This window comes from Wenzhouxiangella sediminis (assembly GCF_003410055.1).
Taxonomy (GTDB): Bacteria; Pseudomonadota; Gammaproteobacteria; order Xanthomonadales; family Wenzhouxiangellaceae; genus Wenzhouxiangella; species Wenzhouxiangella sediminis.
This window is the reverse complement of record NZ_QUZK01000012.1, coordinates 49,571-64,802: the sequence shown is the minus strand read 5'-3', so window position 1 is coordinate 64,802 and position 15,232 is coordinate 49,571. Positions and strand designations below refer to the sequence as shown.

Sequence of the window (15,232 nt, the reverse complement as noted above, 5' to 3'; positions counted from 1 at the left end):
GTGTGGATGAGTTTCCTTCGCGAATACCAGGGAGCAAGACCTGTGCCATTTGTTCATCGCGCCGCCAGAGACGGCTCGCGCGCTCGATGTGCTCCGGCAACGTGCCATTTGGTGTGTCACAATGGCGCATGTGACATTATTGAAGCCGCTACGCAGCCTCCGTCTGCAGTTGATCCTGCTGGTGATCCTACCGCTCGCCGTGTTCGGCACCCTGGCGGTGTGGCTGACCTACGAGGGTGTCGAGACCCTGATCGAGCGTCGCCTCCAGAAGGAAATCGAACTCGTCGCGAGAACGCTGCGCGTCCCCGTGGAGCAGGCGATGCAGGAACGGGATCGGCAGGACATCCAGCGCACCCTCGACGCCGCTTTCGAGATCGGTCGGGTCTACGGTGCCTACGTCTACGACGCGGACGGCCGACGCATCGCCGTGGCCGGTGAAGCCTGGCCGGGTCCCCGCGAGCAGATCGAGGCGGCCGAGCTCGTCCAGATCGGCGAGGAGACGGGTCGCTACGCCCAGCTCGCCGGCGAGCCGGTGTTCTCCTATTTCGTTCCCCTGACCGGTGCGACCGGCCGGATCGTCGGTCTGCTGCAGGTGGTTCGCCTGGAAAGCGAGATCGCGCGGCGCCTCGACCAGATCCAGGTACGCAGTTGGCTGGCCTGGGCGACGGTGATGGGGGTGCTGCTGCTGATCGTGCTGTTCGGTCATCGCCTGGCCGTCGGCCGGCACGTCGAGCGCCTGGTCGACTCGATGGCCCTGGTCGAATCCGGCGACCGTTCCCACCGGGCGCGCGTGGACGGGCCGGTCGAGATCGCTTCGGTGGCCGCTGCGCTCAACCGCATGCTCGACGGACTCGACCGGATGGCCGGTGAACTGTCGCGGCAGCGCCGCGAGCGCCGCCGCATGGAACGGCGGATGCTCGAGCAGGAAAACCTGGCCCGCCTGGGGCAGTTTTCCTCGGGGGTGGCGCACGAGCTCGGTTCTCCCCTCACGGTCATCGACGGCGACACCCGTCGGCTGCAGCGCGAGGACGGCCTGTCCGACGATTCGATCCGGCGCCTGGAGCGCATCCGGCGCCAGGTGGCCCGCACCCGGGAGTTGATCAACCAGCTCATGGAGTTCGCACGAAGCGACCGCAGCGATCCCGAGCCCGTGGACCTGCAGCGCCTGGTGCAGCGCGTGCTGGCGGGCGTCCGCCCCGAGTGCGAGAGTCGCGGCATCGAACTGCGGCTGGCCGGCACCGACGCTTCCGTGACGGTCAGCGGCTGGCCGGCCCGGCTCGAGCACGCGCTGCTCAACCTCGTGCGCAACGCCGTCCAGGCCGCCGAACGCAGGGTGTGCGTGACGCTCGGCCACGACGGCGACGGCCGGGTGGTCGTGACGGTCGAGGACGACGGACCCGGCGTGCCGCCGGATCAGCGCGAGCGCATCTTCGAACCGTTCCACACTGCCGGCAAGGGGCAGGGCGGCACCGGCCTGGGCCTGGCCATTGTCCGCGGCGTCGCCGAGGAACACGGCGCGTCGATCGAGGTCGGTGTCAGCGAGGCGCTCGGTGGAAGCCGCATGGTCATGACGCTGCAAGCGAGGAAGGAATGAGTCAGGGAGCGCGCATTCTCGTCGTCGAGGACGACCGGACGCTGGCGGAACTGCTCGTCGAAGAGCTCGAGGCCGAGGGCTGGAGCGTGGATGCCCAGCAGACAGCGGAGCAGGCGCTGGAGATCATCGACGAATTCGAGCCCGACCTCGTCGTCAGCGACCTGCAGCTGCCGGGCATGGACGGCCTGGCCCTGCTGGGACGGCTGCGCGAGCGGCATGCCCCCCCGGCGGTGCTGATGATCAGCGCCTACGGGACCGTGGAGCGCGCCGTTTCGGCGCTGCAGGCGGGGGCGGACAACTTCCTGACCAAGCCGCTGGACATGGACCACTTCGTCCTCAGTGTCCAGCGCGTGATCGCCAACCGCCGCCTGCACGAGGAAGTGCAGCGGTTCCGGGAACTGCTCGAGGGGCCTTCATTCCACGGCATGCAGGGTTCCAGCCGGGTCATGCGCGTGCTCTTCGACCGCATCCGGCAGGTCGCCCGGGCCGACGGCCCCGTGCTGGTCGGCGGTGAATCGGGCACCGGCAAGGACCTGGTCGCCCGCGCGATCCACGCCGAAAGCCCACGCGCCGACGAGCCCTTCCTGGCCGTCAACTGCGCCGGGATACCCGCGGAGCTCATGGAATCGGAGTTCTTCGGTCACGCCGAGGGCGCCTTTTCCGGCGCCGATCGCGCCAGGAAGGGCCTGTTCCGGGAAGCGCAGGGCGGCACGCTGTTTCTCGACGAGATCGGCGAGATGCCGATGTCGCTGCAGGCGAAGATGCTGCGGGCCCTGCAGGACGGGCAGGTCCGGCCGGTGGGTGCCGAGCGCGAACACCATGTCGATGTGCGCCTGGTGGCCGCCACCAACCAGGACCTGCACGAGCGCGTCCGCAACGGGCAGTTTCGCGAGGATCTCTACTTCCGTCTCGAGGCCTTCCAGCTCGAGGTGCCGCCCTTGCGCGATCGCGGGGAGGACCTCGAGATGCTGGCCATGCAGTTCGTGGGTCGCTTCGCCGCGGCCCGGCAGCGCCCGGCGCGATCGCTGAGCAACGAGGCCCTGGTCGCGATCCGGGAATACGCCTGGCCGGGCAACGTGAGAGAGCTGAGCAACGCCATGGAGCGCGCGGTGACCTTCTGCGAAGGTGAGCAGGTCGAGGCTGCGCATCTGCCCGATCGGGTCCGACAGGGCGACCGCCGTGCCGAACGGATGGCGTCGGCCGATCCGCTCGAGGCGATGCTCGACGAGGGCGAGATGCTGCCCACGATGGAAGAGCTGCGTCGTCGCTACGTCCGCCATGTGCTCGAGAAGGTCGACGGCAACAAACGGCGCGCCGCTGCGCTGCTCGGCGTCGGCCGGCGCACGCTCTACCGCTGGCTGGATGAGGACTGACCGGTTTTGTTCAGCGGGGGTTGAAGTGCCTCGTGTCCATCATGAGGTCATGATCGACACGGTTTTCGACTCGACCCTGAAGGAGAACGCTGCATGAACATGCCGACACGACATTTCGCCCGGATTCTCATCGCCGCCGTCGTCGTCCTGCTCGCCGCCTGCGCCACGACGACCGATCCGTACACCGGGGAGGAGCGCGCCACGCGCACCTCCCAGGGCGCGGCCATCGGCGCCGGCGTGGGCGCGGTCATCGGCGCGGTGACCGGGGGCGACCGACTCGAGCGCGCGGCCCTGGGCGCCGGCATCGGCGCGCTGAGCGGGGCGGCCATCGGCAACTACATGGATCGCCAGGAGGCCGAACTCCGTCGCCAGCTTGAGGGGTCCGGGGTGAGCGTGACGCGCCGCGGCAACGAGATCATCCTCAACATGCCGGGCAATGTGACCTTCGACCTCGACAGCGCCAGCCTTCGATCGGAATTCTTCGAGGTGCTCAATTCCGTCGCTCTCGTTCTCGACGAGTACGAGAAGACCGTGCTGGTCATCGATGGACACACCGACTCGACCGGTCCCCGCGACTACAACATGGCGCTGTCGGAGCGGCGGGCCGAGGCGGTCGGCGACTACCTGGTCGCGCAGGGCATCGATCCGGTTCGCCTGGCCACCTATGGCTACGGCCCCGACCATCCGGTCGCGAGCAACGAAACCGAGGAAGGCCGCCAGGCCAACAGACGCGTGGAACTGACGCTGATGCCCGTCACCGCGGACTGAGTTGAGGTGAAGGCCGGTCATGCGGCGCGACCCGCATGACCGGCCAGTGGGGCATTACAGCGCTTCGGCGGTCAGCTCCACGCTGGCCGAGGAAAGGCCCACGTCCTCGCGCAGGATGCGGTGATCGTCGGCGGAGAGTTCCTCGTAATGGCCGCTCTTGACGCGCGCGGGCAGGAAGACCGGCCCGAAGCGCACGCGCTTGAGCCGTGCGACCTGCGCGCCCACGGCTTCCCACAGGCGGCGCACTTCACGATGCCTTCCTTCCATGAGGGCGACGGTGTACCAGCTGTGCCCGCCGGTGACCTCGCCCGGCACGATGTCGGTGAAGCGGGCCGGGCCGTCTTCGAGCTGCACGCCGTGCCTGAGCTGCTCGATCTGTTCTTCGCTGACCGCGCCCCGGATCCGGCAAAGGTACTCGCGATCGACCTGGCCGGCCGGATGCATCATCCGGTTGGCCAGTTCGCCGTCGGTGGTCAGGACCAGCAGTCCGGCGGTGTTGATGTCGAGCCGGCCCACCGCGATCCAGCGGCCCTGCCTGGGCTGGGGCAGGCGATCGAAGACCGTGCGCCGGCCTTCGGGGTCGCTGCGCGTGGTCACTTCGCCTTCGGGCTTGTGGTAGATCAGGGTCCGGTGCTCGGCCGGCTGCGTGCTGATACGCCATCGGCGTCCGTCCATTTCCACCTGGCTGCCTTCGCGCACGGTGGTGCCGAGTTCGGCGACGCGCCCGTCGACGCGGATGTCGCCGGCCTCGATCCGGGCCTCCAGCTTGCGCCTGGAGCCCAGGCCCGCGCGGGCCAGGACCTTCTGCAAGCGCTCCTCGGCGTTCGTCTCAGTGGGGCGGACGCTCGTCGTCCGTTGGTTCGCCCGTCGCGTCCGCTTCGTTTTCGGCTTGCGACCCTTGCTCTTCGGATTGTTCTTCCGATTCTTCGGGCTGTTCTTCGAATCGTTCCCCGGACTCGTCTTCGCCGGCCCTTGCGCCGGTTTCCCCGTCGTCTTCGGGCTGTCCCGGCGGCTCGTGGGCTTGCCGGGCTTCGTCGTCTTCTTCGCCCGCTCGGTCGTCTTCGCCGGCTTCCGGGTCTGTTTCTTCTGCGTCGGATTGTTCCTGGTCGGATTGTTCCTGGTCGACTTGGGCATTGGCGTCCTTCTCCGCTTTGGACGAGTCGGATTCGGATTCCGGACTCTGCAGTTCGAGCTCCGGCTCGAGGTTGTCGATGTCCTTGATCTCGGCCAACGTCGGCAACTCGTCGAGCGACTTCAGGTTGAAGTAGTCGAGAAAAGCCTTGGTCGTGCCGATCAATTCCGGACGGCCGGGCACGTCGCGATGACCCACCACGCGAATCCAGTCGCGCTCCTGGAGGGTGCGCAGGATATTGGAACTGACCGAAACGCCGCGAATCTGTTCGATCTCCCCGCGGGTGATCGGCTGGCGGTAGGCGATGATCGCCAGGGTTTCGAGCAGCGCGCGGGAGTAGCGGGGCGGCTTCTCGGCCCAGAGCTGGGAAATGATCGGCATGATCTGGCTGCGGATCTGCAGCCGGTACCCGCTACCCACCTCGCGCAGCTCCACCGCGCGGCCTTCCATTTCGGCGTCCAGCGCGGCCAGCGCCTCGCGCAGAGGCCCGTGGCCGGGCTGCTCGCCGTCCGGGAACAGGCTGTTGAGCTGGTTGAGGCTCAGCGGGTTTCCGGCCGCCAGCAGCGCGCCTTCGACAATGCGTTTGAGGTAGTCGATATCCATCAGGGGTCGTCTTCGAAATCAGGCGTGGGTCGGGGTGCGCACGTAGATGCTGCCGAACAGTTCCTGCTGGACCAGGTCGATCAGGTGTTCGCGCAGCAACTCGAGCATGGCGAGGAAGGTGACCACGGCACCCATGCGACCTTCCTCGAGATCGAAGCAGGCGTCGAACTCGACGAACTGGTTGTTGGAGACCAGGTCGATGATGCGCGACATGCGCTCGCGGACCGACAGCGGTTCGGCCTGCACGTGGTGATGCGCGAACATTTCGGCACGCGCCATGACGTCCTTGAGCGCCAGCAGGACCTCGCGCAGGTCGACTTCCGGCGGCAGTTTGACCTGACCTTGATCCTCGACCTCCGCGACGGCCACGGCCACGTCCCGCTCCAGGCGCGGCAGTTCGTCGAGATCCTCGGCGGCCTGCTTGAAGCGTTCGTATTCCTGCAGGCGACGGATCAGTTCGGCCCGCGGATCCTCCTCCTCGTCGTCCTCGGCCTGCGGCCGGGGCAGCAGCATGCGCGACTTGATCTCGGCGAGGATGGCGGCCATGACCAGGTACTCTGCGGCCAGCTCCAGGCGCATCTCGGTCATCATCTCGATGTAGCCGGTGTACTGCCGGGTGATCTCGGCGATGGGGATGTCGAGGATGTCTAGATTCTGGCGGCGAATCAGGTAGAGCAGGAGATCGAGCGGCCCCTCGAAGGCCTCCAGGAACACTTCCAGCGCATCGGGCGGAATGTAGAGGTCGTCGGGCAGCTTGAGCACGGGAGCGCCCTGCACGATGGCAAAGGGCATCTCTTCCTGTCGGGCCCGGTTTTCTGGCGTCTCGGTCATGGAGTGCAAGTGTAGCGGTTTACGCCCGGGCAGGTGATGTCGATGTGGCGCCGGGGCCGGTCTGCGCAGCGCGGGGTTGCTCATGCCGATACAATGCCGGGCAATCATCGCTGCGGAGAACGCAATGCTCTACATGATTGTCGGCCGCGACGCCGAGGACAGCCTGGCACGGCGCGGTGCCGCGCGCGAAGCGCACCTGGCGCGCATCAACGCCCTGCTCGACGAGGGCCGCCTTGTGCTGGCCGGTCCGCTGCCGAGGATCGACGCGGAAGACCCCGGTCCGGCCGGCTTTGCCGGTTCCCTGATCGTGGCGGAGTTCGACAGCCTGGAATCGGCCCGCGAATGGGCGTCTTCGGATCCCTACATCAACGCCGGGGCCTGGACGGAAACCGAGGTGCATCCGTTCAAGCAGGTGCTGCCGTGAGCGATCGCGTCGCCATGATCCGCGAAAGGCTGGAGTCGCAGCTGCAGCCCGACGAGCTCGAGATCGTCGACGAATCCCACCTGCACGTCGGCCACCCCGGGGCGAAGGACGGTCGCGGTCACTTTCGGGTCCGGATCGTCAGCGACGTCTTTGCCGGATTGCCGCGACTGGCCCGGCACCGGCGGGTCTATGCCGCCGTCGGCGAACTGATGCAGACCGATATCCATGCACTCAACATCGAGGCGCTTGCCAAGAATGACGTATAAATACCTGATTATTCTAGCTTCCGTTGGGCTCGTCGCATGTGGCGGACCGGAAGGCGAGTCCGGCGACCCGGACGACGACACGGTCGTTCTCGTCGAGGTCGACGGCACACCGGTGACCCTGCCCATGCTCGAAGCGGTGATGGAAGGGCGGGGCGTTTCCGAAGACGACCACGAGGGCATGCGCGAAGTGCTCGACGAGCTCATCCGGATGCAGGTCGTGGCCAATGCGGCCCGCGAAGAGGCGCTGGACGAAGATCCGAACATCCGCGCGCAATTGCGCCTGGCGGAAATGCAGACCCTTTATCGCCATTATCTCGAGCGGGCGCAGTCGGGTCAGACGGTGTCCGAGCAGGACATGCGCGATGTCTACGATGCGCAGCTGCAGCGTTCGGGCGACACGCAGTACCGCATCGAGATCATCGGCTACGACGACCAGGCGCGCGCGCTTCGCGCCATCAAGCGCCTGCAGGACGGCGAAGTCGATTACGCTGCGCTGCGGGCCGAGGCGGAAGCTTCCGGCCTTCCGGTCAATCAGCCCGGCTGGATCGATCGCAGTCAGGTTCCGCAGGACTTCGCCGCCTCGCTTGCTCAGGCGGGAGCGGGCGAAATCGTGCCCCAGCCGTTGAAAGACAGCCGGGGCTGGTTCCTGGTCCGGGTGGAAGACACCCGCGACCTGCAGGTGCCGTCATTCGAGCAGGTGCGCGAGGGCATCGCCCGTTCGCTCCGGCAACAGCAGGGCCGGGCCCTGGTCGAATCGCTTTACGACCAGGCGGAGATCACGCCCATGCTGCCGCTCGAAGAGGCCCAGCCCGACGCCGAAACAGACGCCGGGCAGCAGTAATGACCGGTTTTCAGGGCAGGTCGACGCGCTGCGTCGCCTGCCAGCCTTCCGCGCGGTGTTCGGCCACCACGGTGGTGTAGATGCCGCCGCGGACGTTGAATTCGGCTCTCAGGCGCATGAAGCGCGGCTGGACGGTCTCGACCAGGTCGGCGAGAATGCGGTTGGTGACGGCTTCGTGGAAGGCGCCCTCGTCGCGGTAGCTCCAGACGTAGCCCTTGAGCGCCTTGAGCTCGACGCATTCGGCCTCGGGCACGTACTCGATCAGCAGTTCGGCGAAATCCGGCTGTCCCGTTTTCGGGCACAGGCAGGTAAATTCGGGAATCCGGATGCGAATGGTATAATCCCGCGCCGGCTGCGGGTTGGGAAAAGTTTCCAGATTTCGGCTGGCTTCGATGGCCATTTCGGTCGGGCTCCTGGCGTCAAAAGCGCGTACATTACAACAACTACGAACAATACTCTGTCTCGATGCGACTGACCGCAATGAAACTGTCCGGCTTCAAGTCCTTTGTGGAGCCGACCACGATCAAGTTTCCCTCCAATCTGATGGGTATTGTCGGGCCGAACGGCTGCGGCAAGTCCAATATCATCGACGCGGTGCGCTGGGTGATGGGCGAGACCTCGGCCCGCCAGCTGCGCGGCGAATCGATGAGCGACGTGATTTTCTCCGGCTCGAGCGCGCGCAAGCCGGTGGCCACGGCCACGGTCGAGCTGATCTTCGACAACAGCGACGGCCGCGCCGGCGGCGAATACGCCGATTACAACGAAATCTCGGTCAAGCGCCAGGTCACGCGCGACGGCCAGTCCAGCTACTGGCTCAACGGCACCAAGTGCCGCAAGAAGGACATCACCAACCTGTTCCTCGGCACCGGCCTGGGGCCGCGCAGCTACGCGATCATCGAGCAGGGAATGATCTCGCAGATCGTCGAGGCTCGCCCCGAGGACCTGCGCGCCTTCCTGGAAGAGGCTGCCGGCATCTCCAAGTACAAGGAGCGCCGCCGCGAGACCGAGAACCGCATCCGCCACACCCGGGAGAATCTCGAGCGTCTCAGCGATCTGCGCGAAGAGGTCAGCAAGCATCTCGACAAGCTCAAGCGCCAGGCCAATGCCGCCGAGCGCTACAAGAAGCTCAAGGCGCGCTATCGCGACGACGAGGCCCGGCTGATGGCGCTGCGCTGGCGCGAGATGAAGTCCCGCTCGGAAGGCGAGGAGAAGGCGCTGCGGGAGGTGGAAAACCAGCTGCAGTCGGCGCTGTCGACCCAGCGCTCGGCCGAAAAGGAGCTCGAGGAGCTGCGCCAGGGCCAGCACGAGGCCCGCGAGGCGGTCTCGAAGGTTCAGGGCGAGCTCTACGAGGTGGCCGGCGAGATCGCGCGCATCGAGCAGGCCATCGAGCACCAGCGCGAGATCCGCAAGCGCCAGCAGTCCGAGTACAGCGAAACCGAGGCCCAGCTCAACGAGCTCAAGCAGCATCTCGTGCTCGACAAGGCGCAGGTCAAGGAAACATCCGAGCTCCTGGCCCGGCTCAATCCCGAGCTCGAGGCGGCGCGCGAGGCCGAAAAGGAGGCGCAGTCCGAAGTCGAGCGCGTCGACGAGGGCCTGGAATCCTGGCAGGCGCGCTGGCAGGCCCATCAGGAGGGCGCCGGGTCCGCGTCCAGCGAGGCCGAGCTGCTGCGCCAGCGCATCGAGCATCTCGACGACCGGATGAACCGCGCCGCCGAGCGCCTCAAGAGCCTGGACGAGCAGAGCGGCGATTCCGCCGTCGAGCGCCTGGCCGGCGAAAAGGAAACGCTTGTCGAGCAGATTGCCGGCAGCGAGAGCCGGCTGGAGCGGATGCGCGAGGAAGTGGAAGGCAAGCGCAGCCGCGTGGGCGAGCTTCGCCAGCGCATCGAACAACTCCGCAACGATCTCGAAAGCGCTCGCGCCCAGCGCCATGAGCGCCAGGCGCGCGTCGATTCGCTGCGCCTGCTCAACCGCGGCGAGGACAACGACGAAGCCATTGCCCGCTGGCTCGAGTCCCAGGGTCTGGACGCCGAGGCCCGGGTGCTCCACCAGCTCGAGGTCTCCGAGCGGGAATGGAACCGCGCCGTCGAGACAGTGCTCGAGGACTGGCTGCAGGCGATCTGCGTCGAGGGCATCGATGCCCATCTGGGCGACGCACTGCCGGAGGCCGGCCTGCGTCTGGCCGGCGAGGGCGAAAGGCCGTCCCGACCGGGCACGCTCTCCGAAAAGGTGAGCGGTGCCGGTGCGCTGGGCGATGTGCTCGCCCGCGTCCACTGTGTGCCTGACCTCGGCGTGGCGCAAAGCAAACTGGCCGAGCTCGACGACCACGAATCGGTGATCACGCCCGAGGGCGTCTGGCTCGGCGCGGGCTGGCTGCGCCAGCCCGCCGGCGCGGCCGACGAGGCCGGTCTGCTGCAGCGCGAACAGGAAATTCGCGAACTCGGCGAGCAGATCGAGAGTGACGGCGAGCGGATCGCCGAAATCGAGTCCCGGCTGGCCGAGGCGCGCGACGAGCGCGAGCGCCTCGAAGCCGAGATCTCGAAGGAAGGATCCGAGCTGGAGGCCGGCCAGCGCGAGCACGCCCGTCTGCAGGGTCAGCTCAGCAGCCTGGAATCCCGGCTGGAGAACCTGGAACGCCAGCGTCGCGAAGCGCTCGAGGAGGTCGAGACGCTGAAGGCGCGCCAGGCCGAGGACGGCGAAGCCGTGGGCGCGGCCCGTCGCGACATGGAAGCGGCGCTCAAGCGCATGGAAGAAGCCGAGGCCGGCCGTGAGCCGCTGCAGCGCGAGCGGCGCGAGCTGGACGAGGCTCGGCAGCAGGCCAGATCACGCCTGGCCGAAGCCCGCCGCCAGCGCGAGGAACTGTCGCTCAAGGTCGAGTCCAGCCGGGCCGGGCTCGAATCGCTGCGCCAGTCGATCGAGCGGATGGACAACCAGGTCGGCCAGCTTCAGTCTCGCTACCTGGAGCTCAGCGAGGCCCTGGCGCAGGGCGACGAGCCGGTCGCCGCCCAGCAGAAGAAGCGCGACGAGTTGCTCGACGAGCGCCTCAAGATCGAGGAACGCCTGCGCGAAGCCCGGTCACGACTGGAGTCGCTCGAGGCCAAGTGGCGCGAACAGGACGAGATTCGCCAGAAGGCCGCCGGGGAAGCCGAGCAGATCCGGGCCGACCAGTCCAGCCGCCAACTCGCGCTGAAGGAAACGCAGCTCAAGGCCGAGACCATCGCCGGGCGTATCGAAGAGTTGGGTGCCGATCTCGAAGCGCTGCTGGGCGAACTGCCCGACGGCGCCGAGGCGCAGAAGTACCAGGGCGAGCTCGAAACCCTGGAGCAGAAGATCCGCCGGCTCGAGCCGGTCAACCTCGCCGCGATCGACGAGTACGACACCGAGTCGGAGCGCAAGGAATACCTGGATCGCCAGCACGATGACCTCGTCGAGGCCCTCGAGACGCTCGAGAAGGCGATCAGCCGGATCGACCGGGATACGCGCACGCGTTTCCGCGAGACCTTCGAGCAGGTCAACAAGAACATGGAAACGCTGTTCCCCCGCCTGTTCGGCGGCGGGCACGGTCACCTGGAAATGGTCGGTGAGGACTGGCTGTCGGCCGGGGTCGCCATCCTGGCGCGCCCGCCGGGCAAGCGCATCGCCCGCATCCACCTGCTGTCGGGCGGAGAAAAGGCGCTGACGGCGGTGGCCTTCGTGTTCTCGATCTTCAATCTCAACCCGGCGCCGTTCTGCCTGCTCGACGAGGTCGACGCGCCGCTCGACGACGCCAACGTGGGTCGCTTCTCCGACATGGTGCGCGAGATGTCCGAGCAGGTTCAGTTCCTGGTCGTGACGCACAACAAGGTCACCATGGAAGTCGCTCACCAGATGCTCGGCGTTACCATGCGCGAGCCGGGTGTGTCGCGACTGGTGTCGGTCGACCTGGATCGGGCCGTCGCGCTGGCCCAGGCCTGATCGACGTGGAGCGCCACGGCGCTTCGGTTACACTTTCGAACACCGCAACGCTCGGGAATTCTGATTCGTGGACAATCTGCGCCTCATCCTGATCCTGCTGGGCCTGGTCGTGCTGGCGCTCATCGTGCTGCTGCACAAGCCCGAAGGGGAATCCAAGCGCAACCACGCGCGCTGGCGCGCCGCCCGGCGGGAACCGACGCTCGGCGGACCCGATGCCGGCCCGGATGACGACGACGATGCGAGCGATCGGGACGCCGATCGAAAGGCGCCGGAGACCGCATCCCTGTGGCCCGCAGCCGAAGAGGCCGGTGCCGGCAAGGATCACGTGGCGACCGGCCAGTCCGCGGTTCACGAGTCGCCCGACAAGATCGTCTACCTCTACATCTGCCGGCGGGGCGAAAAGCGCATCAGCGGTTCCGAGCTGCTGGACGCGGCGATCAAGGCGGGCCTCAACTTCGGTGAGATGAACATCTTCCACCGACGCCACGAGGGTGCGAAGAAGCCGGTCTTCTCCATGGCCAACCTGACGCCGCCGGGGCATTTCGATCCATCGCAGTGGAACGTCTTCGACACGCCGGGCGTGACGCTCTTCCTGACCCTGCCGGCGCCGGTCAGCGCGCTGGATGCCTGGGACGCGATGCTGGCCACGGCCGAGCGCATCAGCAAACTCCTCGAGGCCGATGTCCTCGACGATGCCAAATGCCTGCTCACCCGACAGCGCATCGCGCAGATCCGCGAGGAAATGCGCGAATACGACCGCCGCACGGGCATGATCCAGGGCGCCCCCGATCAATGACGGGAGCGGGTGCCGGCAATAGATGAACGACGAGCGAAAGGACGCGGCATCGCGCATCGAAACCCTGCGCGAGAAGATCCACGAGCACAACTATCGCTATTACGTCCTCGACGATCCGATCATTTCGGACGCCGAGTACGATCGCCTGCTGCGTGAGCTGGAGGCGCTCGAGTCCGAGCATCCCGACCTGGTCACCGAGGACTCGCCCACCCAGCGCGTGGGGGCGCGTCCGGCCGAAGGCTTCGAGACCGTCGCGCATCGCATCCCCATGCTGTCGCTCGGCAACGCCTTCAGCGAAGACGAGGTGGCGGAGTTCGACCGCCGGGTGCGCGATCGCCTCGACATCGACGAAGTGGTCTACAGCGCCGAGCCCAAGCTCGACGGCGTCGCCATCGCCCTGCGCTACGAAAACGGCCGCCTGACGCTCGCAGCCACCCGCGGGGACGGCCGCAGCGGCGAGGACGTCACCGCCAACGTTCGCACCATACGCGCCGTGCCGCTCAAGCTTCGCGGCGATGACTTGCCCGAAGCGCTGGAGGTGCGCGGCGAGATCTTCATGACGCGCTCGGGCTTCGCCGAGCTCAACGAAAGGCTCGCCGACGCCGACGAGAAGACCTTCGTCAACCCGCGCAATGCCGCCTCGGGCAGTCTCCGGCAGCTCGACTCCAGCGTAACGGCGCGGCGGCCGCTGCATTTCTTCTGTTATCAGGCCGCCACCACCGACGGCCTGCCGGGACGCCATTCCGAAATACTCGAGAAGCTGCGCGGCATGGGTTTGCCCGTGAGCCCGGAAGCACAAAGCGTAAAAGGCCTGAAAGGCCTGCTGGCCTACTACGAGCAGGCGGGCGAGCGTCGTGACCAGCTCGACTACGACATCGATGGCGTGGTCTACAAGGTCGACGATCTCGATCAGCAGCAGGAACTGGGCTTCGTTTCGCGCGCGCCGCGCTGGGCCATCGCGCACAAGTTTCCCGCGCAGGAGGAAACCACGCGCCTCGTGGGCATCGAGGTGCAGGTCGGCCGCACCGGTGCGCTCACGCCCGTCGCCCGCCTCGAGCCGGTTTTCGTGGGCGGCGTGACGGTAACCAACGCGACGCTGCACAACATCGACGAGATCCGCCGCAAGGACGTACGCCCCGGCGACTACGTCGTGGTTCGGCGGGCCGGCGACGTGATCCCCGAGATCGTGCGCTCGATACCGGAGCGCCGCGAGGGCGAACTCGAACCCTGGGAGATGCCGGAGCGCTGCCCCGAATGCGATTCGGCCGTCGAACAGGTCGAGGGCGAGGCGGTTGCGCGCTGCACCGGCGGCCTGGTCTGCCCGGCGCAGCGCAAGCGCGCGCTCGAGCACTACGCCAGCCGCGCGGCCATGGACATCGACGGACTCGGGGAAAAGGTCATCGGCCAACTCGTGGACCAGGACCTGGTGCACAGCCCGGCCGATCTGTACAAGCTCGATCGAGACACGCTCGCGGGCCTGGACCGCATGGGAGAGAAGTCGGCGGAGAACCTCCTGCAGGCCCTGGAAGACAGCAAGAAGGTGGCACTGGGCCGGCTGCTTTTCGCGCTCGGCATCCGCGAGGTCGGGGAAGTCACCGCCCGGGCACTCGCCCGGCACTTCGGCACGCTCGACAAGCTTGCCGAGGCATCCGTCGAGGATCTCGAGGCCGTGCGCGACGTCGGCCCGGTGGTCGCCCGGCATGTTCATGCCTTCTTCGACGAGGCGCACAATCGCAAGGTGATCGAAGAGCTTCTCGAAGCCGGTGTAAGCTACGATCCCGAAGAGTCGGCCGCCGATACCGGAGACCTGCCCCTGTCCGATTGCACCTATGTGCTGACCGGGTCACTATCGGGCCTGACGCGCTCACAGGCCAAGAAGCGCCTGGAATCGCTCGGGGCACGGGTAACCGGCAGTGTCTCGAAGAACACCACGGCGGTGATCGCCGGTGAGAACCCGGGGTCGAAGTTCGACAAGGCCGGGGAACTGGGTATCGACGTGCTCGACGAGGCGGCACTGGAAGAACTGCTGCGCAAGCACGGCGGCTGAAGTTGTTTCAGGTCAAGACGGGAGTTGACGTTCTCCCGCAGAATCCGATCTGGTAGCGACCATGACACGCAAAGCAGGAGGACAGACATGAATCATCCGGTCAAGGAAATTCTGGTGCCGGTCGACGGCTCCGACAATGCCAATCGCGCCGTGAAGTTCGCCGCGGGTATGGCTGCCGCGCTGGGTGTTCCGATGCGCCTTTTCTACGTCTTTCCGGCCGCCTCGGTCGAAGTCATCGGCATGGCCGGCATGTCCCGCGACGACATCGACCATGCAGCTCAGGCGGCGGCACAGCGCGCCTTCGACAAGACGCGCGAAGCGCTCGGCGACGATGCGCCGAAGGACATCGAGGAAGAAACCTCCATCGGCGATCCGGCCGAAGAGATCGTGCGCTACGCCGAGGACGATCCCGGCGTGATGGTCATCATGGGTCGCCGCGGACTGTCGCGCATGAAGTCCCTGGTGCTCGGCAGCGTCAGCGACAAGGTCAGCCGCCACGCCAAGAGCCCCGTCACGATCATTACTTGATCAAGTCGCAGGCGTAGCGTCGAGCAAGAAAAAGGGCATCACGCAGAGACGCGGAGCCGCAGAGTTCGCGGAGAAAAG

General features: G+C 66.9%; 14 protein-coding genes. 10 read left to right on the top strand and 4 right to left on the bottom strand.

From position 1 onward, the window contains the following. Positions 1-130 precede the first annotated feature (130 nt). The 3 genes from DZC52_RS01890 to DZC52_RS01880 all read left to right on the top strand — a co-directional run bounded on the left by DZC52_RS01890 (position 131) and on the right by DZC52_RS01880 (position 3,735). Positions 131-1,594, top strand: a complete 1,464-nt coding sequence (locus DZC52_RS01890; RefSeq protein WP_181918725.1) for a sensor histidine kinase — start codon at positions 131-133, stop codon at positions 1,592-1,594. Further along, a complete protein-coding gene (locus DZC52_RS01885) occupies positions 1,591-2,967 on the top strand; it encodes a sigma-54-dependent transcriptional regulator (protein ID WP_116649423.1) in 1,377 nt (458 codons plus the stop codon). The genes DZC52_RS01890 and DZC52_RS01885 overlap by 4 nt, the downstream gene beginning before the upstream one ends. Positions 2,968-3,060: 93 nt before the next feature. Beyond that, positions 3,061-3,735 (top strand): YiaD family glycine zipper/OmpA-like lipoprotein, encoded by a 675-nt coding sequence (locus tag DZC52_RS01880; protein WP_116649422.1) that lies wholly within the window; start codon positions 3,061-3,063, stop codon positions 3,733-3,735. Positions 3,736-3,789: 54 nt separating this feature from the next. On the opposite strand, the gene DZC52_RS01875 is transcribed toward DZC52_RS01880, so the two are convergent. The 3 genes from DZC52_RS01875 to DZC52_RS01865 are packed head-to-tail and all read right to left on the bottom strand — an operon-like array spanning position 3,790 to position 6,301. After that, entirely contained in the window at positions 3,790-4,545 is a 756-nt protein-coding gene (locus tag DZC52_RS01875) for a pseudouridine synthase (RefSeq protein ID WP_181918724.1), read from the bottom strand. A 19-nt stretch (positions 4,546-4,564) separates the two neighbouring features. Further along, a complete protein-coding gene (scpB, locus tag DZC52_RS15925) occupies positions 4,565-5,470 on the bottom strand; it encodes an SMC-Scp complex subunit ScpB (protein WP_116649420.1) in 906 nt (301 codons plus the stop codon). Between the two features lie 18 nt (positions 5,471-5,488). Beyond that, on the bottom strand, positions 5,489-6,301 hold the full coding sequence (locus DZC52_RS01865; RefSeq protein WP_220338242.1) for a segregation and condensation protein A: 813 nt from the start codon (positions 6,299-6,301) through the stop codon (positions 5,489-5,491). 124 nt (positions 6,302-6,425) lie between these two features. On the opposite strand from DZC52_RS01865, the gene DZC52_RS01860 reads away from it, so the two are divergent. The 3 genes from DZC52_RS01860 to DZC52_RS01850 are packed head-to-tail and all read left to right on the top strand — an operon-like array spanning position 6,426 to position 7,832. Beyond that, positions 6,426-6,725, top strand: coding sequence for a YciI family protein (locus DZC52_RS01860; protein ID WP_116649419.1), 300 nt, complete (start codon positions 6,426-6,428; stop codon positions 6,723-6,725). Next, positions 6,722-6,991 carry a BolA family protein gene (locus DZC52_RS01855; RefSeq protein ID WP_245960739.1) on the top strand — a complete coding sequence of 90 codons (270 nt, stop codon included), beginning with the start codon at positions 6,722-6,724 and terminating at the stop codon, positions 6,989-6,991. Before DZC52_RS01860 ends, DZC52_RS01855 begins: the two co-directional genes overlap by 4 nt. Further along, complete coding sequence (locus tag DZC52_RS01850) at positions 6,981-7,832, top strand: peptidylprolyl isomerase (protein WP_181918723.1); 852 nt, start codon at positions 6,981-6,983, stop codon at positions 7,830-7,832. Before DZC52_RS01855 ends, DZC52_RS01850 begins: the two co-directional genes overlap by 11 nt. A 10-nt stretch (positions 7,833-7,842) precedes the next feature. On the opposite strand, the gene queF is transcribed toward DZC52_RS01850, so the two are convergent. After that, positions 7,843-8,232 carry a preQ(1) synthase gene (queF, locus tag DZC52_RS01845; RefSeq protein ID WP_116649416.1) on the bottom strand — a complete coding sequence of 130 codons (390 nt, stop codon included), beginning with the start codon at positions 8,230-8,232 and terminating at the stop codon, positions 7,843-7,845. A 65-nt stretch (positions 8,233-8,297) separates the two neighbouring features. Here queF and smc point away from each other — a divergent pair, with 65 nt between their 5' ends. The 4 genes from smc (at position 8,298) to DZC52_RS01825 (ending at position 15,154) form a co-directional block, all read left to right on the top strand. Further along, positions 8,298-11,783 (top strand): chromosome segregation protein SMC, encoded by a 3,486-nt coding sequence (gene smc, locus DZC52_RS01840; RefSeq protein WP_116649415.1) that lies wholly within the window; start codon positions 8,298-8,300, stop codon positions 11,781-11,783. Positions 11,784-11,850: 67 nt separating this feature from the next. Then, positions 11,851-12,579 carry a cell division protein ZipA gene (zipA, locus tag DZC52_RS01835; protein WP_116649414.1) on the top strand — a complete coding sequence of 243 codons (729 nt, stop codon included), beginning with the start codon at positions 11,851-11,853 and terminating at the stop codon, positions 12,577-12,579. Between the two features lie 22 nt (positions 12,580-12,601). Further along, the gene (gene ligA, locus DZC52_RS01830; protein WP_116649413.1) at positions 12,602-14,626 is read left to right on the top strand and encodes an NAD-dependent DNA ligase LigA; all 2,025 of its coding nucleotides are present in this window, start codon (positions 12,602-12,604) and stop codon (positions 14,624-14,626) included. Positions 14,627-14,713: 87 nt separating this feature from the next. Next, a complete protein-coding gene (locus tag DZC52_RS01825) occupies positions 14,714-15,154 on the top strand; it encodes a universal stress protein (RefSeq protein ID WP_116649412.1) in 441 nt (146 codons plus the stop codon). Positions 15,155-15,232: the final 78 nt, after the last annotated feature.